Source organism: Roseovarius salinarum (assembly GCF_002834145.1).
Classification (GTDB): Bacteria; Pseudomonadota; Alphaproteobacteria; order Rhodobacterales; family Rhodobacteraceae; genus Roseovarius; species Roseovarius salinarum.
On sequence record NZ_PHNT01000001.1, the window covers coordinates 455,913 to 479,269 of the forward strand.

Here is a 23,357-nt window from a genome sequence, read left to right on the forward strand (position 1 = left end):
GCTGTCGCGGGCATCGTCGTGGCAGGGTGCGCCTAAGCGATGATGTCGGGGTAAAGGCGATCCTCGATCATCGCGATCATGTCCTTCAGGCGCAGCTTCTGCTGCTTGAGGCGGCGCAGCGTCAGGGGGTCGCGCGCGCCCTTCTCCTCGAGCGCCTCGATGGCCTCGTGCAGGTCGTGATGCTGGCGCCGGAACTCCTCGAGTTCCACGCGCAGCACCTCGTCCGACTTCATCGAAAGATCCTGGAACGCGTTCATGCCACCGGCTTTCCCGCCATGAGATGCACAGCATACCCTATCGCGCCGGTTTGGCAAAGCCCTTGCGCGGCACGGCCCCAGCGCCCATATTTTCAATTGACGGGTCGCCGCAACGGGGCCCGGAGGAAAATGGACTGTCGCTTTGCAACAAGGACGTGTCGATGACAAAACTCGCCATGGGCGCCCGCCCCTACATGTTGGGGTTCGAAGAGCTGGAACGCATGCTTGAACGCAGCGCGAAATCCGGCAACGACGGCTATCCGCCGTTCAACATCGAACAGACGTCGGAAAATTCCTACCGGATCACGCTGGCGGTTGCCGGGTTCTCGAAGGACGACCTTTCGATCACGGTCGAGGATCGCCAACTGGTGATCCGGGGCCGCCAGGCCGACGATGACACGGAGCGCGTGTATCTTCACCGCGGCATCGCGGCGCGCCAGTTCCAGCGGTCCTTCGTGCTGGCCGATGGCGTCGAAGTGGGTGAGGCGCTCATGGAAAACGGTCTGCTGCACGTGGATCTCACGCGGGCACAGCCCGAGTCCGTGGTGCAGACCATCAAGATCAACAAGGGGTAAGCCAGGATGGATACCAAGTATGATTTCGGCGCCGAAGAGGGCCGCAAGATCGTTTATGTCCGGCCCGTTGACGTGGCCGACCTTCCCGAGGAGCTGCAGGAGCAGGCCGGCGGGATGGAAACGCTCTATGCGCTGCACGATTCCGAGGGCGAACGCCTCGCGCTGGTGCGCGACCGTGCGCTGGCCTTCGTGGTCGCCCGGCAGAACGATCTCGATCCCGTGACCGTGCACTGAGCTTTCCCGCACGGGGTGGGGTCTGCTTTCCACGGGTACCGGGAAGGCCGCGGGATGACGCCGCGCACCCTGCCGGTGCGCGGCCTTCGTGCCGGGGCGTCGTGCGACCGATCACGGGCCCGTCGCGGACCGGGCGCGCGGCCGGCTTGCCCCCCATGCCGTTCGCGTCTATCAGGCGGCAAACTCCGCCGGAGCACGGTCCATGTCCCATCCCGCCATCGCCATTCTGCCGGCCGGCAGCAAGCCCAGGCTGCGTCCCGGGCAACTCGGGCTGGACAGGCTGTGGTGGCCGATGGGCCAGCCCGGGGGATTGCAGGGCGGACGGTTGCGCGATCTCGGCCCGGACGACCACCTGATCGTCTTCCTGCGCGACGCGCTGCAGCACCCGCGCGGTTTCGGCACGCCCGCGAAGGTCTCTGTCATCCTCGCAGAGCCTCGCGCCATTCACGGTCACCTGATGCAACGCCTGCACCGGGGGGCGGGCCGGTTCCACCGTATCCTCACCTACGATCCGGCAGTGCTGCACGCGCTGTCCAATGCCGTGTTCTTCCCCCTCGGCATGACGTGGGTGCCCGACTGGCGCAGCCGGGACACCGCGAAGACCCGGTCGTGCTCGCTCATCGCCTCGGCGAAGCGGTCGCAGGAAGGCCATCGGCTGCGCCATGAAATCGCCGCGCGCGTGCAGTCGCAGGGGCTGGACGTGGACCTGCTGGGGCTGGGGTATTCCCCGTTCAAGGACAAGGCCGACGGGCTGGCGCCCTACCGGTATTCCATCGTGATCGAGAACGTGCGCGAGGCGAACTATTTCTCCGAGAAACTGATCGATTCGTTGCTGCTGCAGACGGTGCCGATCTACTGGGGCTGCCCCAACATCGGGGATTTCATCGACGAGTCCGCGATGATCGTTTGCAACAGCGCGCGCGACATCATGCAGGCTGTCGCGGCCGCCTCGCCCGGGGATTACGCCGCGCGCCTGCCAGCCCTGCGGGCCGCGCACGGGCAGGCCGAGCACTGGGCCGACTGGCAGACACGCGCTGCACGATCCGTTCTCGATGAAACTCCCGTGCCGGCGCCTCAGGCCATGGGCGGCCAGATCCCGTAGCGCCCGTGAAGAAGCGCGGCGCAGGCGAGGTTGGCCTCGGCCCGCACTTGCCCTCCGATCCTGCTGTCCTGCAGTGCCAGGCCGTCGTCGAAGGCCAGTTGCATGCCGGCTGCGGCGTGCGGGACGTGGCGAATCCTCACGCCCCGCCGCGCCAGCTGCCCCGAAAGCCAGATGTCGTCCACCGGCCAGGCCGGGGCGGGCGGGTCGAGGTCCGGTGACGCGAACCACGCCGGGTCCACGGCCACGCCGGCGAACCCCTGCGCGATGTCCACGGTGTCCGCCGGCGCGGGCGGCGTGTGGCGCTTGAGGCGCGCGACGGAAAACCCCGACCCGGCTGCCGCTGCGTGCGGGCCCGTCGCCGCCAGCAGGCGGGCGGCCCAGTGTTTCGGCATGATCCAGTCGTCGTCGCAGTAGATCAGGCGCATGGCCTGCCCGCCAAGGTGCCGCGCCGCCACCAGGGCCTTGGTGGCCGGCCCGTGGTCGGTTTCGCAGCGCAGCACGGTGACCCCGGCGGGCAGCGCGGGCGGCATCACCGGTCCGGCGAACCGGCGGTAGCGCCGCGGCAGGCAAAGGTACACCGCGGCCGGGGCCGGGCGCTGCGCCAGAAGGCTTTCGAGCACCGGCCCGAGGCGCGGGAACCGCGGCGGTATCGAGGTCAGCGAGATCGCGTACATCGCGGCCCCATCCGAACGTGAAACGGGCCGCCCCGACAAGAGGCGGCCCGCGCGAATTGCCTTGTGGCCTTCAAGTCTGGCCGGTCAGCCGGCGATCAGGCCCATCTGCTCGAGCTTCAGGATCACCTGGTGGGCGCAGTTGTCCACGTCCACGCCTTCGGTGTCCACGCGCAGTTCGGGGTGCTCGGGCACGTCGTAGGGGTCCGAGATGCCGGTGAATTCCTTGATCTTGCCCTCGCGCGCGAGCTTGTAGAGCCCCTTGCGGTCGCGGCGCTCGCATTCCTCGAGGCTGGTGGCGACATGCACCTCGACGAAGGCGCCGTACTGTTCGATCTCCTCGCGCACGGCCCGGCGCGTCGTTGCGTAGGGCGCGATCGGCGCGCAGATCGCGATGCCGCCGTTCTTGGTGATCTCGGACGCGACATAACCGATCCGGCGGATGTTCAGGTCGCGGTGCTCCTTCGAGAAACCCAGCTCGGAGCTGAGGTTCTTGCGCACGATGTCGCCGTCGAGCAGCGTCACCGGCCGCCCGCCCATTTCCATCAGCTTGACCATGAGCGCGTTCGCGATCGTCGACTTGCCCGAGCCGGAGAAGCCCGTGAAGAACACGGTGAAGCCCTGTTCGGCGCGCGGCGGCTTGGTCTTGCGCAGCTCGGCCACGACCTCGGGGAAGGAAAACCAGTCGGGGATTTCCAGCCCTTCGGCTAGGCGGCGGCGCAGTTCCGTGCCCGAGATGTTCAGAACCGTCACGCCCTCCTCGATCTCGTCGGCGGGCTCGTATTGCGCGCGTTCCTGCACGTAGACCATGTGCTTGAAGTCGACCATCTCGATGCCGATCTCGTCCTGGTGCGTCCGGAACAGATCCTGGGCGTCGTAGGGGCCGTAGAAATCCTCGCCCTGGCTGTTCTTGCCGGGGCCGGCGTGATCGCGGCCCACGATGAAATGCGTGCAGCCGTGGTTGCGCCGTATCAGCCCGTGCCAGACGGCCTCGCGCGGGCCGGCCATGCGCATGGCGAGGTTCAGCAGCGACATCGTCGTGGTCGAGCCGGGGTACTTGTCCAGCACCGCCTCGTAGCAGCGCACGCGCGTGAAATGGTCCACGTCGCCGGGCTTGGTCATGCCCACGACCGGGTGGATCAGCAGGTTGGCCTCGGCCTCCTTGGCGGCGCGGAACGTCAGTTCCTGGTGGGCGCGGTGCAGCGGGTTGCGGGTCTGGAACGCCACCACCTTGCGCCAGCCCAGCTTGCGGAAATAGGCGCGCAGTTCGTTGGGCGTGTCGCGGCGACCGCGGAAATCGTAGTGCACGGGCGGCTGGATGCCGGTCACCGGGCCGCCGAGGTACACGGTGCCGGCCGTGTTGTGCAGGTAGTTGACCGCCGGGTGCGCGCTGTCGTCGCCGCCGAACACCTTCTCGGCCTCGCGCGACTTGTCGGGCGTCCAGCGGTCGGTGACCGTCATGGTGGCCAGGATCACGCCCTCCTGGTCGCGCAGTGCGATGTCCTGTCCGGCCTCGATGCCCTCGGCGAAATCCTCCGAGACGTCCAGCGTGATCGGCATGGGCCACAGCGTGCCGTCGGCCAGGCGCATGCTGTCGACCACGCTGTCGTAATCGGCCTCGCCAAGGAAACCCTTGAGCGGGCTGAACCCGCCGTTCATCAGCAGTTCGAGGTCGCAGATCTGCCGGGGCGTCAGGTCCCAGCTTGTCAGGTCCGCCGCCTCGGCCTTGAGTTTCTGCGCGCTTTCGTAGGAGACGTAGAGTTCGGGGATCGGGGTCAGATTGGAGTACGACATCGGAATTCTCGTTTGCAATGATTGCCCGCACCGGAAAGGACCACCGCCGCGGTTGTCGGGGGCGCGCATAGACCCGCTTCGAGTGGTGTTCAAGCCGAACCGGCAGGAAAACGCGAAATAGAGACCGAATTGCCGCGCTGCCGCGATCGGCCGGAACATCCTCCACCGAACATGGCTGTGCCAAAGTTTCGCATTTGCAGAAAAAGCGCCGGCGCGAAACGCCGTTCTTGATCCGGATCAATGCCCGCCGGGTGCACGAATCTAGAATGGTTCAAGGCGCGCGAACATGACATTTGTCAATGGAGGCCAAGAAATGTCACTTACCCGGATTCTCGCACTCGGCACCGCGTCGGCCCTTGTCATGGGGTCGGCCGCTGCGGCGTCCGAGTTGCGCGAACAGGCACTCTCGATGTTCGACCCGCTGCCCTCGACGGTGCCGGCGGTCGAGGACAACGAGATCACGCCCGAAAAGATCGACCTCGGCAAGGCGCTGTTCTTCGATCCGCGCATGTCCGCCTCGGGCGTGTTCTCGTGCAACTCCTGCCACAACCTCGCCACCGGCGGCGATGACAACATGCCCACCTCGATCGGCCACGGCTGGCAGAAGGGGCCGCGCAACTCGCCCACGGTGCTCAACGCCGTGTTCAACGATGCGCAGTTCTGGGACGGCCGCGCGGAGGACCTCAAGGCGCAGGCCAAGGGTCCGGTTCAGGCCGGTGTCGAGATGGCCAACACCCCCGAGAACGTCATCAAGACGCTGACCTCTATGCCGCAGTACGTCGACTGGTTCGAGGCGTCCTTCCCCGACGAGGAAGAGCCCGTCACCTTCGACAACTTCGCCAAGGCGATCGAGGCCTACGAGGCCACGCTGATCACGCCCGCGCCCTTCGATGCCTACCTCAACGGCAACGACAACGCGCTGACCGCCGACCAGAAGGAGGGGCTGGCGCTGTTCATGGACAAGGGCTGCGCCTCCTGCCACAACGGCGTCAACCTCGGCGGCAACGGCTACTATCCGTTCGGCCTGATCGAGAAGCCGGGCGCCGACGTGCTCCCCGAGGATGACCGCGGCCGCTTCCAGGTGACCAAGACGGCCGACGATTCCTATGTCTTCCGCGCCTCGCCGCTGCGCAACATCGACCAGACGGCGCCCTATTTCCACTCCGGCAAGGTCTGGGATCTGGAAACCGCGGTCGCGATCATGGGCACGGCGCAGCTGGGCATGGAACTGCAGGAGGACGAGGTGGAGAAGATCACGGCCTTCCTCGGCTCGCTGACCGGCGAGATGCCCGAGGTCGTCTACCCGGTCCTGCCGGCGGAGACACTGGAAACACCGCGTCCGACCGGCGAAGTCGAACGCTGAGCCACCTTCCGGGACGAACGCAAGGATCAGGGGCGCGGGCAACGGCCCGCGCCTTTTTTCCCGTCGTCGCGTGCGCGCCGCGCCCGCGTTCATCTTGCCCGAAATACTCCGGGGGAGTCGCCCGAAGGGCGACGGGGGCAGAGCCCCCTTTGCCGGGCGGTCAACCGGCCGCTTCGGCCAGTTCGGTGCCTTCGTCTTCCAGCTCGGCCAGGAACTTCTCGGCGTCGAGCGCCGCCATGCAGCCCATGCCCGCGCTGGTCACGGCCTGGCGATAGACGTGATCCGTCAGGTCACCGGCGGCGAAGATCCCGGGGATCGAGGTGCGCGTGCTGCCCGGCTCCACCTTGACGTAGTCGCCGTGGTGCATCTCGACCTTGCCCTTGACCAGCTCGCTGGCCGGCGCGTGGCCAATGGCGATGAACACGCCCTTGCAGGGGATCTCGCCGACCTCGCCGGTCTGGTTGTTGCGCACCTTCACGCCGGTCACGCCCTTGGGGTTGTCCTCGCCCAGGACTTCCTCCAGTTCGTGGAACCACAGCGTTTCCACCTTGGGGTGCTTGAACAGGCGCCTCTGCAGGATCTGTTCGGCGCGCAGTTCGTCGCGCCTGTGGATCAGCGTGACCTTGGAGGCGAAATTCGTCAGGAACAGCGCCTCTTCGACCGCGGTGTTGCCGCCGCCCACCACGACGATCTCCTCGCCGCGGTAGAAGAAGCCGTCGCAGGTCGCGCAGGCGGAAACGCCGAAGCCCTTGAACTTCTCCTCGGACTCCAGCCCCAGCCACTTGGCCCGCGCGCCGGTCGCCAGGATCACCGCGTCGGCGGTGAAGGTGGTGCCGCTGTCGGCCCTGGCCACGAAGGGTCGGCTGTCGGTGTCCAGCTCGGTGATGATGTCGGTGACCACGTCGCAGCCGACGGCCTTGGCATGTGCTTCCATGCGCAGCATCAGGTCGGGGCCCTGTACCTCGGTGTCGCCGGGCCAGTTCTCGACCTCGGTCGTCGTCGTCAGCTGGCCGCCGGGTTCCAGGCCCTGCACCAGCACCGGGTCGAGCATCGCGCGGGCCGCGTAGACGCCCGCGGTATAGCCGGCCGGACCGGAGCCGACGATGAGGCATTTGGTGTGACGGGGCTTGGACATCTGTGCACCTTTCGGCAAGTTTGCATCGCTCGGTCGCCAGATATAGAGGTGCCGGGGCGGGGATGAAACCCCGGCGGTCGCGTCGGAACGACCGATGCCGCCGGCCCGGTTTGCAGAAACGATCTTGCGTCGGGGTGAAACAATATTGCGCGGCCCGGCGTGCGTGATATAACAATCGCGATTTCACCCGGAGGGCAGCGCATGCCGGCAACCCGACTGGACCCGATCGACCGCAAGATACTCGCCGAGCTTCAGGCCGACGGGCGCATGACCAACGTGGAACTCGCCCGCCGCGTGGGCATCTCGGCGCCGCCGTGCCTGCGCCGGGTGCGCACGCTCGAGGAGGCGGGCTTCATCCGCGGGTACCACGCCGACGTCGACCCGCGCGAGCTGGGCTTCGAGGTGCAGGTCTTCGCCATGGTCGGCCTGCAGAGCCAGGCCGAGGCCGACCTGTCGGCCTTCGAGGAACGCTGCCGCAACTGGCCGCTCGTGCGCGAATGCCACATGCTCAACGGCGAGGTGGATTTCATCCTCAAGTGTATCGCGCCCGACCTGTCGACCTTCCAGCAGTTCCTCACCAGCGAACTCACCGCGGCCGAGAACGTGGGCAGCGTCAAGACATCGCTTGTGATCCGCGGTGCGAAGGACGAGCCGGGCGTGCCCTTCGACGTGCTCGAGGCGCGGCTGGGCCAGACCGCCTGACGGCGCCGTCAGGCCGGGGTCAGGCGGCGTCGGGCATGCGCAGCGGAAGGCGGGGGTGCGCCGTCGGCCCGAAATCCGCCGGCTGTTCGGCATGGGCGAACATCGACAGGAACTGCGACAGCAACCTCGGGCTCATGCCGTTTTCGAAACCGCGACCGGGGTGGAACGATTCGACCTCCAGCCCGGCTGCGTGGATGACGGCATGGCGGCGCAGGCACAGATGATACAGCGTCAGCGGCCCCGGCGGCGCGACGGCGACAACGTTCAGGCCGTCGACCAGGTCGCCGGGCGGTGTCAGAACCATCTCGGCCCCGCCGCGCGGGTTCAGTCCTGCGGGCCGCCGCAGGATGCGTGCGCCCGGGCCGGCCATCAGGTCGCACATTGGCCGGGCGAGACCGAAGGCACCGGCCGTAACGCGGGTCAGCCCGACCGGACCGGGCCCGTGTTCCGACGCGGAAGGCGCCAGCGTCATCGAGCCCACCCAGAGCAGCTTGGCCGGCGTTCCTTCGCGGGTGTTCAGCAAGGCCCCCGGGTGCAGGTCCTCGACCGCGACCGGACCCTCGGGCGTTTCGATCAGCGTGCCGCGGGCGAAGGCGGAAAAGGCCGACTCGAACAGCATGAGCGCCGGCGCCGTGAACGTTTGAACCCGTGCGCCGCCATCGGGCATGAGCGATTCAACAACATAGGCACGCGTGGCCGGCGGTGCAGCGTGGCCCGGCGATCGGTGCCCGGACATAGCCGTTCGGGTGCGCGCATCATCGGCGGCGGGCCGTATGTCATTGAACGTGGGGCGTTCCATGTTGCGTCACCCTCGCAGGCTGGTCACAACCGCGTCGGCCCCCACCGACAACGACAGGCGGACTGTTTTCGTTGAAGCGGTCAACAGTATGGTCCGCTGCGGCGCTTTGGTCAAATCCTGGTACCGATTGATGCCCTGACCGGAGGCATTACCGGCCCGGGCCGCTCCGGCGTTTCCCTTTGGCCGGCAGTTTGGCCGTCGGTCCGATGCCGGAAGGTTCCGCTGATCCGAATCAGTGGAAAGGGACCGCCCCGAAACGGGACGGTCCCCGTTGCTCACCATTGACCAAGCCACTGATGAAAACCCTTGCGCGCCATCCGGCATCCGGCGTCGACCAACGCCTCGGGCCGTTCAGGCCGATTTCAAGAACGTCGTCCGGCGGCGTGCGGCGCCCGCGGGGAACCGCCGGCCGCGTCCGAACGGCAGGGCAGGCATGTCCTGGCGGCTTGCTTCGATCACCGATTTCATCCAGCGTGTTTTCATCCGTCTGCTCCCTTTCTCGTCGGCGCGTCCCTCGCTACCCTTATGGCGCGGCATTGCGGCCATGTTTTGACGATTGGCGCCGATTTGGAGGCAATTGTCGGACACCCGTGTGCCCCCGCCGGCGTGGTCAGAGCCGCACCGCCGAAATCAGGCGGCCGTAGTCGGCCTGACCGTCGTGCCGCGACCGGCGATAGGAAAAGAACCGGTCCGGGTCGGAATACGTGCAGTGGCGGGTCCATTCGGCTGCGCCGACGCCGGCCGCGCGCAGCCGGTGCAGCCCGAAGGCCGGCAGGTCGAAAAGCATGCGGTCCCCCTGGCCACCGGCGAAGAAGCGGGCGTAATCCGGGTCTTCGGCGAGAAAGGCATCAAGGAACTCCGGGCCGACCTCGTAGGCGCGCTGGCTGATCGTCGGGCCGATGACGGCCGTCGTCTCGGCCCGACGCCCCCCCCGGCTTTCCATCGCTTCGAGCGTTGCCTCGAGGATCCCGTCCAGCGTGCCGCGCCAGCCGGCATGGACCGCCGCGACCACGCCTGCCTCGGCATCGGCCAGAAGCACGGGCTGGCAATCGGCGGTCAGGACGGCCACGGCCAGCCCCGGCGTCGTCGTCACGATCGCATCGGCGGCCAGCTGCGCGGCGGGCGCCGCGTCGAGCACTGCGACCTCGGTCGAATGCGTCTGGTGAACGGTCACCAGATCCTCGGGCCTGACCTCCAGCGCCTCGGCCACGCGGGCACGGTTGATCGCCACGATTTCCGCCTGGTCGGAGGAGCCCGCGCCGCAGTTCAGCCCCGCGAAAATGCCCGAGGACGCCCCGCCGCGCCGGGTGAAGAACCCGTGGCGCAGGGGGGAAAGGCTGTCGGCTGTCAATATCTCCAGCGTCATGGTTCCAGTCCCGGTGGCGGGTTGGCCCCGTGCGGATAGAAGGCGAGCACCTTGAAAAGCCTCCCCATTTCGTCGGGGTGGGTCAAGCGCCGATGTGCCGCGACGTGTTCGTCCAGTGCCGCGCCGGACAGCCCGCGCGCCAGCCGCTGCGCGCGCGCCGTGATGCCGAGCCGCTCAAGGAACACGCCCTGCGGGGTCAGCCGGCTGTGCGCGCAGGGGGCGGCGCGCGCCAGCGCCTCGAAGTCGACATGCGCGGTCAGGTCGGCTTCGCCCGGATTGTCGAACGGGTCCACCGGGGCATGTCCCGCAACAGCCTGCAGGGTGTCGCCCAGCGTGCGCCAGTCGCCGTAATCCACGATCAGGGCTGCGCCCCCACGGTCGGCGATGCGCCGGCCGATCGACGCGGCGGCGGCCTGTCCGGCCGGACGGATCTCCACGATGTCGCCGTCCTGCGTGTCTGCCAGACGGTCGTCGAGCGCTGGTATCGGCTTGGGGTCGCTCAGGCCCGGAAACAACGCGCCCTCCCGCAGCCCCACGCAGCTTTCCCGCCACATCCGGCCCGCCCGGTGCATTTGGCGTACGGGCAGCGCGTCGAAGAACTCGTTGGCCAACAGGAACAGCGGGCGATCATCGGGCAGCGCGTCGACCGAGGCATGCCAGGTCATGTCGTCGCGGCCGAGCGTGTCCGTCTGGCGCGTCCGCATCGCTTCCGAGGCCTCCACGAGGTGCAACGCCAGCGCCTCGTGAAACCCCGGCACGGCGCGCGTGGCACGCAGCGCGTCGCGCATCAGGGTGCCGCGCCCGGGGCCGGCCTCGGCCAGGACGAAAGGTGCGGGCGCCCCCTGGTCCAGCCACGCCTGCGCAAGGCACAGCCCCAGCAATTCGCCGAACATCTGGCTGATCTCAGGGGCGGTCGTGAAATCGCCAGACGCGCCCAGCGCCTCCCGCGCGGCATAATACCCGTGCTCCGGGTGCAGCAGGCACTCGGCCATGTAGTCGGCCAGGGTGATCGGCCCGTCGGCGCGGATGCGCCCGGCCAGGATCCCGGCCAGCGGTGTCATGCCGGGTGCGCGCTGCGGATGCGCATGGCCAGCCAGAGCCCGAACGCGATCATCGGCAACGACAGCAGTTGCCCCATGGTCAGCCCGTAGCCCTGAACGTGCAGCGCCAGCCCCAGCGGGTTGCCCGGGCCGACGAACTGCGGGTCGGGCTGGCGGACGAACTCCACCAGGAAGCGCGCGATGCCGTAACCGGCAAAGAACACGCCGGTGACGCGGCCGGGGACCCGCAGCGCCCCGCGCCGCCATGCCAGCCAGATCAGGACACCGCCCAGCACCAGCCCCTCCAGCGCGGCCTCGTAGAGCTGCGAGGGGTGGCGCGCGCACAGCCCCGCGACCTCGGGGCAGTGCTGCGCCAGCCGGCCGGGGAAGATCACGCCCCAGGGCAGGTCCGTCGGCCGGCCCCAGAGCTCGGCGTTGATGAAATTGGCGATACGCCCCAGCAACAACCCGGCCGGCGTGGCCAGGCACAGCGCATCGGCCAGCGACCAGAACGCGATGCGGTGGCGGCGGGCGAACAGGATGCAGGCGCCGATCACGCCCAGTAACCCGCCGTGGAAGGCCATGCCGCCCTGCCAGATCATCACGATCTCGGCCGGGTTCGCCAGGTAGTGTGCCGGCTTGTAGAACAGCACGAAGCCCAGCCGCCCGCCCAGGATGATGCCGATGACCACCCAGGTCACCAGTTCCTCCACCTGGGCGGGGCGCATCGGCGCCGCGTCGCCCGGCCACAGTCGCGGGCGCCGCAGCGCCGCGACCACCAGCCGCCAGCCGATCACGATCCCGGCGATGTAGGCCAGCGCGTACCAGCGCAGGGCGAATTCCATGCCGAACAGGCTGATCGAGAAAACCTCGGGATGTATGTCGGGGAAGGGGATCGCCGCTTTCATGCGCGCTCTGTGCCTTTGTGTCGCGCGGGAAGTCAACCTTGTCCCGGTCGCCCGCACACGCCATATAAGGCGTGAATGTAACGCCGGAGAGACCCATGCAGACGCGCAACAAGATGCTCGACGACCTCTCGCAGCTGATGACCAACGCCATGGGCGTGGCGCAGGGCGCGCGCGACGAGGCCGAAACGGCGATGAAAAGCATGCTCGACCGCTGGCTGGCCGACCGCGACCTCGTCACGCGCGAGGAGTTCGATGCCGTGCGCGCCATGGCCCAGAAGGCGCGCGAGGAAAACGAGGCGCTCAAGGCGCGCATCGAGGCGCTGGAGAAGGGGGCGGAATAGACCCGCGCCCAGGGCCATCCAGCCGCGCTGCCGGCCGGTCCGCCGCGCGGCACGGGCGCCGCGCGGCGCCGTGCACATTTTCCTGCCGCAAGTATCCCGGGGGTGAGGCCGAAGGCCGAGGGGGCGACGCCCCGTTCCTGCGTGCCGGTGTGCCGTGTGCCCGTCCGCCGGTGGTGCAGGTGGCCCGCCGCACCATCTCGGTGACAGTTTTGTGTCATCCACAAGTTATTGCCGTCTGCCCCAACAAATCGCTTTACACCCTGCGCCAAACACAGCACGATATCTGGTAGGGACGAGGGGACAAGCCCCCCGCCCTTAGAGCAGGCACCTAGCGCTTGGGGTGCTGCCAATTCCCCGGCGCTAGCACAGATTGAGGTGGCGCCATGGCACTTTCCGAGCAGTTCCTGCAGGAGGATCTTCACCCCATCGACATCGTCGAGCACCTGGCGGAGCATCACGACTGGGAGTTCGACAGGATCGCCGACGACCAGATCGCGATGGCTGTCGAGGGGCAGTGGCGCACCTATTCGGTCACGTTGGCCTGGTCGGGCTACGACGAGACGCTGCGGATGGTCTGCACCTTCGAGATGGAGCCGCCCGAGGCGCGGCTGCCGGCGCTCTACCACGCGCTCAACGAGGTCAACGACCAGTGCTGGGCAGGCGCCTTCACCTACTGGGCGGAGCAGAAACTGATGGTCTACCGCTACGGCCTTGTGATGGCTGGTGGCCAGGTCGTGAGCCCCGACCAGATCAACACGCTCATCAACACCGCCGTCCTGAGCGCCGAACGCTTCTATCCGGCGTTCCAGCTTGTCATCTGGGGCGAGCGTCCGCCACGGGAGGCGTTGCAGGTCGCGATCGCCGAGGCCTACGGGAGGGCCTGATCGCGGGTCTTGCCAAGCGGTGCGCCTTGCGGCGCGCAGCTTGTGGTCGCGCTCGGGCCGCGCGGGCCCTGAGGGGCGCCGCCCCTCAGACACCCCGGAGTATTTGACCCAAGGTGAAGATCCAATGCCCGCGGATGGCCGCCGGCCCCGGTGCGGGGTGTTGTCCCGCGGCGCGGCGCGGCGTAACACTGCCGCCAGCAGACGGAGCGAACGCAACGCGGAGGCGGAGATGGCGCTGGACAAGGTGGCGGGGGGCGGCCTCGTTCTTCTGGGGTGCGGCAAGATGGGCTCGGCGATGCTCGAGGGGTGGCTCGACGGCGGGCTGCCGCCCGCGTCGGTCTGGGTTATCGACCCCGACCCGTCGGAATGGCTCGAGCGCACCGGCGTGCATATCAACGCCGACCTGCCCGCCGCGCCGGCGGTGGTCCTGATCGCTGTGAAGCCGCAGATGATGGGCGAGGCGTTGCCGACCCTTCGGGGCATGGACGGCGAGGGCACGCTGTTCGTCTCGGTCGCCGCCGGCACGCCGATCGCGGCCTTCGAAACCGCGCTGGGCGCGGACCGTCGTATCGTGCGGGCGATGCCCAACACGCCGGCGGCCGTCGGCCGCGGCATCACGGCCATCGTTGGCAACGCGCGGGCGGGCGCGGGCGATCTTGACACGGCAGAGGCGCTCCTCGGCGCGGTCGGGCAGGTCGTGCGGCTGGACGGCGAGGCCCAGATGGATGCCGTCACCGGGGTGTCGGGGTCGGGGCCGGCCTATGTCTTTCACATGATCGAATGCCTGGCCGCCGCCGGCGAGGCCGAGGGGCTGGCCCCGGATCTGGCGATGAAGCTTGCACAGGCAACCGTGGCCGGCGCCGGCGCGCTGGCGGAGGGATCGGGGGAAACCCCGGCGCAGCTGCGCGTGAACGTCACCAGCCCGAACGGCACGACGCAGGCGGGGCTCGAGGTTCTGATGGACCCCGAGACCGGCCTGCCGCCGCTGATGCGGCGCACGGTGGCGGCGGCCGCGAACCGCTCGCGGGAGCTGCGCGATGACTGAGCAGATCGGGATCGAGGATTTCGCCAAAGTCGACATCCGCGTCGGCACGGTGCGCCGGGCCGAGCCCTTTCCGGAGGCGCGCACGCCCGCGATGAAGTTGTGGATCGACTTCGGCGCCGAACTGGGCGAGAAGAAGACCTCGGCCCAGATCACGGCGCATTACACGCCCGAGGCCCTGGTCGGTCGACAGGTCATGGCGGTGGTCAACTTCCCGCCGCGCCAGATCGGCAAGTTCCTGTCCGAGGTGCTGGTGCTGGGCCTGTCCGACGCGGCCGGCGACATCGTGCTGATCGGCCCGGACATGGCCGTGCCCGACGGCGAGAGGATGCATTGACCCGCGTCCTGTTGACCCGCCCGCTGCCCGAGCGCGTCGTCGCCGCCGCGCGGCAGGACTTCGAGGTCGAGGTGCGCGAGACCAACGCGCCGATGAAGCCCGGCGAAATGCGCGCGGCGCTCGTACTCTACGACGGGGTGCTGCCCACGCTGGGCGACCGTTTCGATGCCGACGTCTTCGCGGAAAGCGCCAGCCCGCGCTGCAAGGTTCTTGCCAACTTCGGGGTCGGCTACAACCACATCGACGTGGCGGCGGCCCGCGACGCCGGCGTGGCGGTGACGAACACGCCCGGCGCCGTGACGGATGCGACCGCCGATATCGCGCTGACCCTGATGCTGTCGGTGGCGCGCCGCGCGGGCGAGGGCGAACGCCTGTTGCGCGCGGGCGCTTGGGAGGGTTGGCATCCCACCCAGATGCTTGGCATGCATGTCACCGGCAAGACGGTCGGCATTCTGGGCATGGGGCGCATCGGGCAGGCGATCGCGCGGCGTTGCCACTTCGGCTTCGGCATGCAGGTGGCCTATCACAGCCGTTCGCCCAAGTCGCTGGAGTTCCCGGCCCAGCACGCCGAAAGCCCCGAGGCGCTGGCCGAGGCGGCCGATTTCCTGGTAGTCGCGGTGCCTGGCGGTGCGGAGACCCGGCACCTCGTGGGGGCGTCCGTGCTCAAGGCCATGGGCGCTGGCGCCTTCCTGGTCAATATCGCCCGGGGCGACGTGGTGGACGAGGCCGCGCTTGTCGATGCGCTGGAAAGCGGTGCGATCGCGGGCGCGGGGCTGGATGTCTACGAGCACGAGCCGACGGTGCCGGACGCACTGAAAGGCATGGAGAATGCGGTGCTTCTGCCGCACCTGGGGACCGCCGCGCTGGAGGTCCGCGAGGCGATGGGCCTCATGTCGGTGGACAACCTCCGCGCGGCCCTGTCCGGTGAAACCCCGCCCAACCTGGTCAACTGACACGCGTCAGCCCGGCCCGGACGGTGCCGCGTCCCGGGCTTGCTGTTTCAGCCAGTCCGCGAATGCGGCGACACGGGGGTCCGGCCGCCGGCCGCCCGGGCGGACGAGGTGAATGCCCTGCGGACGCTGGACCGTCGCGGGATGCAGACGCACGAGCTGGCCGGCCCTCTCGGCCGCGCCGGTGAGCCGCGGGTCGGCCAGGCACACCGCATTGCCCGACAGCGCCGCGTCGAAGGCCAGCGCCCGGCTGTCATAGGCGACGGGCGCGATTTGCCCGGGGTCGTGGCCGGCGGCGCGGAACCAGTCCTCCCATTCCCCCTGCCAGCGGTGCGTGGTGGCCAGCGGCAGGGCGGCGATGTGTTCGGCTGCCAGCGGCGGCGCCGACTGGTCCAAGGCATGCGGCGCGCAGACGGGTCCGACGCGGTCGCGGTGGATCAGGATCGATTCGGTCCCAGGCCAGTCGCCGGTGCCGTAGCGCAGCGCCGCGTCCAGCCCTTGCGCGGCCAGGTCGGCCTGTTCGAAGGACAGGTCGGCTGCAATTGTCAGGCCCGGGTGCGCCGCGTGAAATGCCGGAAGGCGCGGCAGGAGGAAGCGGTTGCCATAGAACGGTGCGACCGACACGCGTAGCTCGCCGGTCATGGCGGTGCCCGCGGCCTCGAGCGCGGCCGTTTCCATTGCATCGAGCGCCGGCGTCAGCGCCCGGGCGAGGCGACGGCCCGCCGACGTCAGTTCCACCGCGCGGGTCCGGCGCACGAACAGCGCCGTCCCGAGCCCCGCCTCGAGCGCCTTGATCTGGTGGCTGACAGCGGCCTGCGTGACGCAAAGTTCGGCGGCGCCGGTCTTGAAACTGCCGTGCCGCGCCGCCGCCTCGAAGGCGCGCAACTGGTTGAGCGGGGGCAGGCGGCGGGGCATGGCGGATGGGTGAGTTTTCCTAATCCATGGTGCGAGGAATGATCGTTTGTTGTCAAGGACGGGCGCCGCGTAGCCTGGTGCCCGAGGGCGCCCTTGGACGACACGATCCAGACCAAGGAGGACACGATGACACGCAACCGCTATCAAAACGCCCTGCCGGGCGACGACCTGCTGACCGACAGCCTTTACCCGGGGTTGGGGGCGCTCGATCCGGTGCACCGGCAGGCACCGGCCCGGCGTCCCGCGCCGAACCGGCGCCGGCCGCAGGCGCGTCGCCATGCCCGCCGGGCAGGAAGGGGGCTGTGATGTCCACGCAAGAGCACGCACTCTACTACAGCGATGCGCTGATCGAGAACCTGCAGATGCGCTGGGGCGCGGGCTTCATGTCGCCCGGTGGCGCGGACGAGCTGGTTCACATGTTGCGCGGCGTCCAGGTCCGCGGCGCGCGTTTGCTGGATTTCGGCTGTGGCATCGGCGGCTACGACGCGCTTCTGGCCGAGGTCCACGACGCTGCCCATGTCACCGGCGTGGATATCGACGGCGCCTCGCTCGCACAGGCCGAGGAGCGGCGCGTCCGCCGCGGATTGCAGGACAGGCTGCGATTCCGGCAGGTGACACCGGGGCCGCTGGCCTTCGAGGACGGCAGCTTCGACATCGTTTTCAGCAAGGATTCGATCGTCGACCTGCCGGAAAAGGCCCCTGTCTTCGCCGAGTTCCATCGCCTGCTCGCCCCCGGCGGGCATGTCGTGGTCGGCGACTGGTTCCGCGGCGCCGCGCCCTTCACGCCCGAGATGCGCGCCTGGGCGACGGATGGCAACGAGACCTACGAGATGGACACGCTGGACAGCGCCGCGGCGGCCCTGCGCGCGGCCGGCTTCGTCTCGGTCGAGACCGAGGATCGCAACGCCTGGTTCCGCGAATACGCGCGTGACGAGTACGAGCGACTGAAAGGGCCGTTGTACCAGGTCTACGTCGATCGTTTCGGCGCCGCACAGGCGCGCACATCGGTCGAGAACGCGCGCGTCCGCGCGCTTCTGGCCGATCAGGGGCAGTTGCGCCCCGGCCACATTCGCGGCCGAAAGCCCTGAGGGCGCGCCACCCCTGAATACAGGCCGGCGGTGCCGCCAGACGGCGGCGGCGCCGGCCGGCACCGTGCGGTGGCCTCGATCGTGCAAGCCGGCCGGTTGGCCGCATCGACCCCGGGGCCCGACCGCGTCGACCTGCCGACCATCGTCTGTCCGGGTTTCATGGTGTCCGCGTTCCGCCCGCCCGTCCGGCACTTCGGCGCAGGAAGCCCGCGACCGGCGCGGTGAAGGCGTCCGGCGACTCGATCAGGCCGAGGTGCCGCAGCCCGGGCACGATGATCGTCTGCGCGCCCGGGATCTCGCGGGCGATGGCGTGGCTCATCTCGGGTGTGGAGCCGCTGTCGCATTCGCAGGTCATCACCAGTGCAGGGTGCGTGATCGCCGGGTCGGGGCGGATCAGCTCGGTCACGCCCTCTGCCAGCACCCTGCGGTGCGCGGCATAGGCCTTTGCGTCGTTGGCCAGCACGACTGCGCGCACCTGCGCCAGCCGGTCGGGATGCTCGTGGCGGAAGCGGTCGGTGAACCACCGCGCGAGATTGGTATCGATGATGGCCGCCGGTCCGCCCGCCGCAGTGTCCCGCGCCCGTGACTCGACACGCGCCTGTGCTTCTGGGTCGCGTTCATGGGGCGAATTGAGGATCGCCAGCGCCGAGACCCGCTCGGGCGCGTCCATGGCCAGCCTTCGGTTGATCATCCCGCCCAGCGAAAACCCGACGAGTGCAGCGCGATCCATGCCCAGCTCGTCCATCAGCCCGCGCAACTGGCCGGCCAGTGCGGCCAGGTCAGGGGGGCAGGCGGGCAGGGCGCTTTCGCCGTGGCCGGGCAGATCGTAGCTGAGCACCCGGAATTCGCGGGACAGCGTCGGTGCAACGGCGGACCAGGTGGACTGCCGCGTCAGCCCCAGCCCGTGAATGAGCGCCACGACGGGCGCGTCTTCGGGGCCGGACAGGTCATAGGCGGTGCCGTCCGCGCTCACGGGCATCGCTCAGACCTCAGACCCCGGCAGGGGTGTCGGCGTCCCGCCCCGTCTCGCGCAGGTCGGAATAGCGGCCACCGATGCGGTGGTTGGGATGCCCGCCCACCGAGGCCTCGAGCGCGAGGATGATCTCGTCCTCGGCGGGCGCGTCGGGGACGCATGTGTGAATCGTCTGGTAATGCGATCGCCGACCGCCATCGTCCTTGTCCATGAGCGGGATCATCAGCGATGCGCCTGCCGCGCCGCGCGTGTTGGTGAAGGCGAAATAGCTCCTGGCCTGGATCGCCTCGCGGGACTGGTTGCCGAACCACGGCGAGTGGGTCAGCGCCTGTGCGTGTTCCAGCTCTCCGCCCATGCCCACCACGCTGGCCTTGCCGCAGCCTTCCAGCGCGTCGCCGGTCAGCCCCGGCAGCATGCCGGTCAGCAGCCGGCCCGGTTCGGGACAGTGCTCGCGCACCTCGGGGCCCAGATCCTCGACCTGGCCGCTTTCGAACCACGGGTTGCGGATGACCGCCATCGCCGTCAGGAGCCGGGTGGGCGCGGTCACCTCCCTCCAGCCCTCGATGAAGGTTGTCTGCGACAGCGCGAGGGTGCGGCGGATCTCAATCGGCATGGGCGAGGTCCGGTTCTGCGAAGGCGGGCATCACGTTGTCGATGAACAGCCCGAGCGAGCGCTTCTGCTGCGCCATGTCCATGCCCATCGACGCGTAGTAGACGAAAGCGTCAACGCCCAGATCCTCGTACATCTTCAGTTTCTCGACCACCGCGCCGGGGCTGCCGAACATCAGGTTCTCTTCCAGCATGGCCGGGTCGACACGGGCGTTGCCTTCCAGTTCCGCCAGTGGAACCTGTTCGGGGAAGCCGTTGACGACATCGCCCTTTTTCATCATCAGGTTGCCGAATTGGCCAAGGACGTGCCGGACCGAGGCGATCGCCGAGTCCCGGTCCGCCTCGCTGTCGTAGACGGCGGTGTGGCGCATCATCGCCCAGCTGCCATCGTGGCGTCCGCCGTTCCGCGCGATCGAGTCGTTCAGTCGCGCGCGATAGGCCTCGGCCTCGGAAAACGGCATGGTCAGCGGCCAGCTGAGGATGTTGCAGCCATGCTCGACCGCGTAGTCGAAGGTGACGGGCGCGCGCGCGGCCACCCAGACGGGGACCTTCGCCTGCACGGGCTTGGGGCAGGACGTCGCCTTCGGGAATTGCCAGAATTCGCCGTCGTGGGCGTAATCGCCTTCCCAGAGCCTTTGCACCACGGGCAGAATTTCCTGCATGTAGCGCCAGCCGTCGCGCTGATCGAGGCCGGGCTTCATGCGGTCGAATTCGCGCTGGTAGGCGCCCGAGCCGATGCCGAACTCCAGCCGCCCGTCCGACAGCACGTCCAGCAGGGCGGCCTCGCCGGCCAGGTTGATCGGATGCCAGTAGGCGGCGTTGACCACGCCGATGCCCAGCCGGATATCGCGGGTGTGCTCGCCCCACCATGTCAGGATCTGGAAGGGGTTGGGCGCGATGGTCATCTCGAGCGCGTGGTGCTCCGCGGCCCATGCGATCTCGAAGCCGGCGGCGTCGGCCATCTTCACCATGTCGAGCGTGTGGTCGCGCACCGCGCGCATGTCGGTGTCGGGGCTCATGCGCTCCATGTTGATCGCAAGGTGAAACTTCATCGCATGCTCCCTTACCTCAGCGCGGCTGGAACGGGTTGGCCACGGGCGCGTCCGAGGTGTTCATCCACACGGTCTTGGGCCGCGTGTAGTCGTAGACCGCCTGGAACCCGCTTTCGCGACCGTAGCCCGATCCTTTCATGCCGCCGAACTCCGCAACCGGCGAGATCGCGCGGTAGGTGTTGACCCAGACGATGCCGGCGCGGACGGCGCGGCTCATGCGCAGGGCGCGGGCGCTGTCGCGGGTGAAGATGCCGGCAGCGAGGCCGTGTTCCGTGGTGTTGGCCAGGCGCAGGGCCTCGTCCTCGGTGCGAAAGCGCAGCACACACAGGACCGGGCCGAACAGCTCGGTGTCCACGATGTCGAGCCCGGGGCCGGGGCAGTCGATGATGGTGGGCTGGAAGAACATGTCGCTGCCCGCCTCGGCACGGGCGCCCCCGCAGATCACGCGCCCGCCCTGGACGACGGCGCGGGCGATCTGCGCCTCGATGTTTTCAAGCTGTCCGGCGGTGCAGAGCGGACCCATCTCGGTGTCGTCGGCCATCGGGTCGCCGATCCGGATGCCCGCCGCGATCTTCTGCATCCGCCCGAGAAACACGTCGGCCACGTCCTCGTGAACGATCAGGCGCGAGCCGGCGACGCAGCTCTGGCCCGAGGCGCCGAATATCCCCGCGACCGCCCCGTTGACCGCGCTTTCGATATCCGCGTCGTCGAAGACGATGAAGGGCGACTTGCCGCCCAGTTCCAGGCTGACCTCGGCAAGGTTGCCGGCCGAATTCACCAGCAGCTGGCGCGCGGCCACCGGGCCGCCGGTGAACGAAATCCGTGCCACCAGCGGGTGGCGCGTCAGCGCCTTGCCGCAGGGGTCGCCGTGGCCGGTAACGATGTTGACCACGCCGTCGGGGATGCCGGCGCGGGCCACAAGTTCGCCGAATTCGAGTATCGCCGCCGGCGCATGCTCGGAGGTCTTGAGCACGACCGCGTTGCCGGCCGCCAGCGCCGGGCCGATCTTGACGGCCGTCAGGAAAAGCTGGCTGTTCCAGGGCACCACCGCCGCGACGACGCCAAGCGGTTCGCGATCCGTGAAGACGAACATGTCGGGCTTGTCGATGGGCAGCGTGTCGCCCGCGATCTTGTCGGCGGCGCCAGCATAGAAGTGGAAGAACTCCGAGATGTACTTGGCCTGCCAGCGTGTTTCCTTGAACATCTTGCCGGTGTCGCGCGTCTCGGTTTCGCCCAGCTCTTCCGACCGCTCTGCCAGCAGGTCCCCAAGCCGCCGCAGGCAATGGCCGCGCTGGGTGGGCGTCATGTGTGCCCATGGCCCTTCGGTCCAGGCGTGGTGGGCCGCCCGCACGGCGCGGTCGATGTCGTCCGTGGTCGCCTCGGGCACACGTGCCCAGGACTCGCCCGTGGCCGGGTTCAGGGATTCGAAGGTGCCGCCGTCGGAGGCCGCGACCCATTCACCGCCGATCAGCATGCGGTAGTCCCTGAGCATGGTGTCCTCCGCTTCAGTTGACGCTGCGGCCGGGCGGGGCGGCCCGCGTTTCGAAATCCCGCGGAATGACGCGGTGGTAGCTGCCGTCGCGATAGGTCAGCGGATCGACCTGCCCGTCCAGCACGTCGATCACGTGGCCGATCAGCACCAGGTGCGTACCGGACGGCACCGTCTGGTCCAGCCGGCAATTGAAAACCGTTGCGCCGTCGATGCGCGGCGCCGTGCCGTCGTGTGTCTGGTGACGGATCCCGGCAAAGCGGTCGCTGACCCGGGCGTCGTGTCGCCCGGCGAAACGGTCGGCCACCTCGAAGCTTTCGTGCGGCAGCACGTTGACGCAGAAGATCCCGTTGCCCGAGACGGCCTGCGCTATGCGGCTGCGCGCGTTCAGGCAGATCAATACCGTCGGCGGGTCGGCCGAGACGGACGAGAAGGCGCTGACCGTGGCACCGTGGCGGCCCTCGGGGCCGTCGGTCGTGACGACCGTGACGCTGGCGGCCACGCCGCGCATGGCCGTGATGAAACGCTCGCGGGCGACCGTTGCCGTGCCGTCGTCGAAATCGTGCGACATGCTCAATACTCCTTGCAGAACCGAAAGGATCTACGAAGCCGAGCGTGTCACAGATCGATATATCTTGAAATCAAATTGTTTCGCGTCAAAAATGCGAAAAACTCGAATTCATGGGCATGCGATGAACATGACCGCGTTGCAGACCTTTCTGGCGATCGTGGATTCGGGCAGCCTTGTGCGGGCATCGCAGAAGATGAACGTGACGCAGTCCACGGTGACATCACGGCTCAAGTCGCTCGAGGACGAACTGGGGCAGGTGCTGCTGAACCGCCAGAAGTCGGGCACCACGCTGACGCCCGCCGGGGTCAAGCTGTTGCGCTACGCGCGCGTGATGGCCGGGCTCTGGCGGCAGGCGCAATACGAGACAAGCCTGCCCGCCGGGCTCGAGGCGGTATGCACCTTCGGCTGCGACAGCACGCTCTGGCACGGCCCCGGCAAGGCGTTCTTCAATGCCGTGCGGTCGGGCAACCCGGAAATGGCGTTGTCGGTGCACCGTGGCACCGGCCGCGATCTGCAGGCGTGGCTGGCCGAGGGCGCCGTGGACGTGATCCTGACCTACGAGGCCGTCAGCGGCGGCAGCCAGACGATCCATCCCCTGCCGGCCGAGCGTCTGGTTCTCTATTCAAATCGCCCTGTCACCCCGATCAAGAGCGACCCGTACTACGTTTTCGTGGATCACGGCGCGGATTATCGCCGCCGGCACGGCGAAAGCTACCATGACGCCGGGATTGCGCGGATCAACTTCGACTGCCCGTCCTGGGCAATGGATTTCTTGCTCGAAAACGGCGGTTCTGCCTATCTGCCGCAATACATGGCCGCACCGCACGTGGCGCGCGGCGCGCTTCACGTGGTGCCGGACGCGCCGGTCTTTCGCCGCAAGCGCAACCTGATCGTAAACGACAGCGCCGCGCGCAACTGGGCGTGGTTCGAGCCACTCATGGAGAAGCTGAAGGCCACGCACCCGGATTGACCAAGGCAGGTTCCCCGGCATCGCGGTTCCGGTCTGCCCCGAATGGGACGGCGGATGCTGCTTGCTCAACCCGACGGGGCAAGAGCGCCCTTGGCGCGGGCGGTTCGTTCGATCGCGCCTTTGCCGGGAACTGCGGATTGCCGGCCGATCCCCCGATCGGGTGACCATTCCGGGGCGCACATGACCTGCG

Annotated in this window: 27 protein-coding genes; 13 read left to right on the plus strand and 14 right to left on the minus strand. The window is 68.5% G+C overall.

Annotated elements, in window-relative coordinates; translation table 11 throughout:
• Window positions 1-32: 32 nt before the first annotated feature.
• Window positions 33-257, minus strand: a complete 225-nt coding sequence (locus tag CEF10_RS02360; RefSeq protein ID WP_101065739.1) for a YdcH family protein — start codon at window positions 255-257, stop codon at window positions 33-35.
• A gap of 161 nt (window positions 258-418) precedes the next feature.
• Here CEF10_RS02360 and CEF10_RS02365 point away from each other — a divergent pair, with 161 nt between their 5' ends.
• The 3 genes from CEF10_RS02365 (at window position 419) to CEF10_RS02375 (ending at window position 2,168) form a co-directional block, all read left to right on the plus strand.
• Window positions 419-832, plus strand: a complete 414-nt coding sequence (locus tag CEF10_RS02365; RefSeq protein ID WP_101065740.1) for an Hsp20 family protein — start codon at window positions 419-421, stop codon at window positions 830-832.
• Window positions 833-838: 6 nt separating this feature from the next.
• A complete protein-coding gene (locus CEF10_RS02370) occupies window positions 839-1,066 on the plus strand; it encodes a DUF1150 family protein (protein ID WP_101065741.1) in 228 nt (75 codons plus the stop codon).
• A 202-nt stretch (window positions 1,067-1,268) separates the two neighbouring features.
• Window positions 1,269-2,168, plus strand: coding sequence for a glycosyltransferase family 10 domain-containing protein (locus CEF10_RS02375; protein ID WP_101065742.1), 900 nt, complete (start codon window positions 1,269-1,271; stop codon window positions 2,166-2,168).
• Here CEF10_RS02375 and CEF10_RS02380 read toward each other — a convergent pair.
• Together CEF10_RS02380 and CEF10_RS02385 are read right to left on the minus strand one after the other, a co-directional pair.
• A complete protein-coding gene (locus tag CEF10_RS02380; protein WP_101065743.1) occupies window positions 2,141-2,842 on the minus strand; it encodes a hypothetical protein in 702 nt (233 codons plus the stop codon). The genes CEF10_RS02375 and CEF10_RS02380 overlap by 28 nt on opposite strands.
• An 84-nt stretch (window positions 2,843-2,926) precedes the next feature.
• A complete protein-coding gene (locus tag CEF10_RS02385) occupies window positions 2,927-4,633 on the minus strand; it encodes a bifunctional sulfate adenylyltransferase/adenylylsulfate kinase (protein ID WP_198586125.1) in 1,707 nt (568 codons plus the stop codon).
• A gap of 313 nt (window positions 4,634-4,946) precedes the next feature.
• Here CEF10_RS02385 and CEF10_RS02390 point away from each other — a divergent pair, with 313 nt between their 5' ends.
• The gene (locus CEF10_RS02390) at window positions 4,947-5,996 is read left to right on the plus strand and encodes a cytochrome-c peroxidase (RefSeq protein WP_101065744.1); all 1,050 of its coding nucleotides are present in this window, start codon (window positions 4,947-4,949) and stop codon (window positions 5,994-5,996) included.
• A 160-nt stretch (window positions 5,997-6,156) separates the two neighbouring features.
• Here the strand turns inward: CEF10_RS02390 and trxB are convergent, their stop codons facing one another.
• Window positions 6,157-7,131 (minus strand): thioredoxin-disulfide reductase, encoded by a 975-nt coding sequence (gene trxB / locus CEF10_RS02395; protein WP_101065745.1) that lies wholly within the window; start codon window positions 7,129-7,131, stop codon window positions 6,157-6,159.
• 201 nt (window positions 7,132-7,332) lie between these two features.
• On the opposite strand from trxB, the gene CEF10_RS02400 reads away from it, so the two are divergent.
• Window positions 7,333-7,833: an Lrp/AsnC family transcriptional regulator gene (locus CEF10_RS02400; RefSeq protein WP_101065746.1), complete on the plus strand. Its 501-nt coding sequence runs from the start codon at window positions 7,333-7,335 to the stop codon at window positions 7,831-7,833.
• 19 nt (window positions 7,834-7,852) lie between these two features.
• Here CEF10_RS02400 and CEF10_RS02405 read toward each other — a convergent pair whose 3' ends face one another.
• The 4 genes from CEF10_RS02405 to lgt all read right to left on the minus strand — a co-directional run bounded on the left by CEF10_RS02405 (window position 7,853) and on the right by lgt (window position 11,946).
• Complete coding sequence (locus CEF10_RS02405) at window positions 7,853-8,452, minus strand: Hint domain-containing protein (RefSeq protein ID WP_157932936.1); 600 nt, start codon at window positions 8,450-8,452, stop codon at window positions 7,853-7,855.
• 790 nt (window positions 8,453-9,242) lie between these two features.
• Complete coding sequence (gene pgeF, locus CEF10_RS02410; RefSeq protein ID WP_101065748.1) at window positions 9,243-9,998, minus strand: peptidoglycan editing factor PgeF; 756 nt, start codon at window positions 9,996-9,998, stop codon at window positions 9,243-9,245.
• Window positions 9,995-11,059 carry a class I SAM-dependent methyltransferase gene (locus CEF10_RS02415; protein ID WP_101065749.1) on the minus strand — a complete coding sequence of 355 codons (1,065 nt, stop codon included), beginning with the start codon at window positions 11,057-11,059 and terminating at the stop codon, window positions 9,995-9,997. Before CEF10_RS02415 ends, pgeF begins: the two co-directional genes overlap by 4 nt.
• The gene (gene lgt, locus CEF10_RS02420; protein ID WP_101065750.1) at window positions 11,056-11,946 is read right to left on the minus strand and encodes a prolipoprotein diacylglyceryl transferase; all 891 of its coding nucleotides are present in this window, start codon (window positions 11,944-11,946) and stop codon (window positions 11,056-11,058) included. The genes CEF10_RS02415 and lgt overlap by 4 nt, the downstream gene beginning before the upstream one ends.
• A 95-nt stretch (window positions 11,947-12,041) precedes the next feature.
• Between lgt and CEF10_RS02425 the strand changes: the two genes are divergently transcribed.
• The 5 genes from CEF10_RS02425 (at window position 12,042) to CEF10_RS02445 (ending at window position 15,503) form a co-directional block, all read left to right on the plus strand.
• Window positions 12,042-12,287, plus strand: a complete 246-nt coding sequence (locus tag CEF10_RS02425) for an accessory factor UbiK family protein (protein ID WP_101065751.1) — start codon at window positions 12,042-12,044, stop codon at window positions 12,285-12,287.
• 383 nt (window positions 12,288-12,670) lie between these two features.
• Window positions 12,671-13,171 (plus strand): type III secretion system chaperone family protein, encoded by a 501-nt coding sequence (locus CEF10_RS02430; RefSeq protein WP_101065752.1) that lies wholly within the window; start codon window positions 12,671-12,673, stop codon window positions 13,169-13,171.
• A 229-nt stretch (window positions 13,172-13,400) separates the two neighbouring features.
• Window positions 13,401-14,216: a pyrroline-5-carboxylate reductase gene (proC, locus tag CEF10_RS02435; RefSeq protein ID WP_101065753.1), complete on the plus strand. Its 816-nt coding sequence runs from the start codon at window positions 13,401-13,403 to the stop codon at window positions 14,214-14,216.
• Window positions 14,209-14,550 carry a tRNA-binding protein gene (locus CEF10_RS02440; RefSeq protein WP_101065754.1) on the plus strand — a complete coding sequence of 114 codons (342 nt, stop codon included), beginning with the start codon at window positions 14,209-14,211 and terminating at the stop codon, window positions 14,548-14,550. Before proC ends, CEF10_RS02440 begins: the two co-directional genes overlap by 8 nt.
• A gap of 11 nt (window positions 14,551-14,561) precedes the next feature.
• Window positions 14,562-15,503 (plus strand): 2-hydroxyacid dehydrogenase, encoded by a 942-nt coding sequence (locus tag CEF10_RS02445; RefSeq protein WP_232796369.1) that lies wholly within the window; start codon window positions 14,562-14,564, stop codon window positions 15,501-15,503.
• A 6-nt stretch (window positions 15,504-15,509) separates the two neighbouring features.
• On the opposite strand, the gene CEF10_RS02450 is transcribed toward CEF10_RS02445, so the two are convergent.
• Window positions 15,510-16,415, minus strand: coding sequence for a LysR substrate-binding domain-containing protein (locus CEF10_RS02450; protein WP_198586126.1), 906 nt, complete (start codon window positions 16,413-16,415; stop codon window positions 15,510-15,512).
• A 93-nt stretch (window positions 16,416-16,508) separates the two neighbouring features.
• On the opposite strand from CEF10_RS02450, the gene CEF10_RS17025 reads away from it, so the two are divergent.
• Window positions 16,509-16,721 (plus strand): hypothetical protein, encoded by a 213-nt coding sequence (locus tag CEF10_RS17025; protein ID WP_232796370.1) that lies wholly within the window; start codon window positions 16,509-16,511, stop codon window positions 16,719-16,721.
• Window positions 16,721-17,503 carry a class I SAM-dependent methyltransferase gene (locus CEF10_RS02455; RefSeq protein ID WP_157932937.1) on the plus strand — a complete coding sequence of 261 codons (783 nt, stop codon included), beginning with the start codon at window positions 16,721-16,723 and terminating at the stop codon, window positions 17,501-17,503. Before CEF10_RS17025 ends, CEF10_RS02455 begins: the two co-directional genes overlap by 1 nt.
• A gap of 157 nt (window positions 17,504-17,660) precedes the next feature.
• On the opposite strand, the gene CEF10_RS02460 is transcribed toward CEF10_RS02455, so the two are convergent.
• Genes CEF10_RS02460 through CEF10_RS02480 form a run of 5 tightly spaced genes read right to left on the minus strand, consistent with a single transcriptional unit; the run spans window position 17,661 to window position 22,197 of the window.
• The gene (locus CEF10_RS02460) at window positions 17,661-18,482 is read right to left on the minus strand and encodes an alpha/beta fold hydrolase (RefSeq protein WP_101065760.1); all 822 of its coding nucleotides are present in this window, start codon (window positions 18,480-18,482) and stop codon (window positions 17,661-17,663) included.
• Between the two features lie 10 nt (window positions 18,483-18,492).
• On the minus strand, window positions 18,493-19,089 hold the full coding sequence (locus CEF10_RS02465; protein ID WP_101065762.1) for an amino acid synthesis family protein: 597 nt from the start codon (window positions 19,087-19,089) through the stop codon (window positions 18,493-18,495).
• Entirely contained in the window at window positions 19,079-20,137 is a 1,059-nt protein-coding gene (locus CEF10_RS02470; protein WP_101065764.1) for an LLM class flavin-dependent oxidoreductase, read from the minus strand. Before CEF10_RS02470 ends, CEF10_RS02465 begins: the two co-directional genes overlap by 11 nt.
• 16 nt (window positions 20,138-20,153) lie before the next feature.
• Window positions 20,154-21,629 carry an aldehyde dehydrogenase gene (locus CEF10_RS02475; RefSeq protein ID WP_101065766.1) on the minus strand — a complete coding sequence of 492 codons (1,476 nt, stop codon included), beginning with the start codon at window positions 21,627-21,629 and terminating at the stop codon, window positions 20,154-20,156.
• 13 nt (window positions 21,630-21,642) lie between these two features.
• Complete coding sequence (locus tag CEF10_RS02480) at window positions 21,643-22,197, minus strand: flavin reductase family protein (protein ID WP_232796371.1); 555 nt, start codon at window positions 22,195-22,197, stop codon at window positions 21,643-21,645.
• 121 nt (window positions 22,198-22,318) lie between these two features.
• Here CEF10_RS02480 and CEF10_RS02485 point away from each other — a divergent pair, with 121 nt between their 5' ends.
• Window positions 22,319-23,167, plus strand: coding sequence for a LysR family transcriptional regulator (locus CEF10_RS02485; protein WP_101065768.1), 849 nt, complete (start codon window positions 22,319-22,321; stop codon window positions 23,165-23,167).
• Window positions 23,168-23,357: the final 190 nt, after the last annotated feature.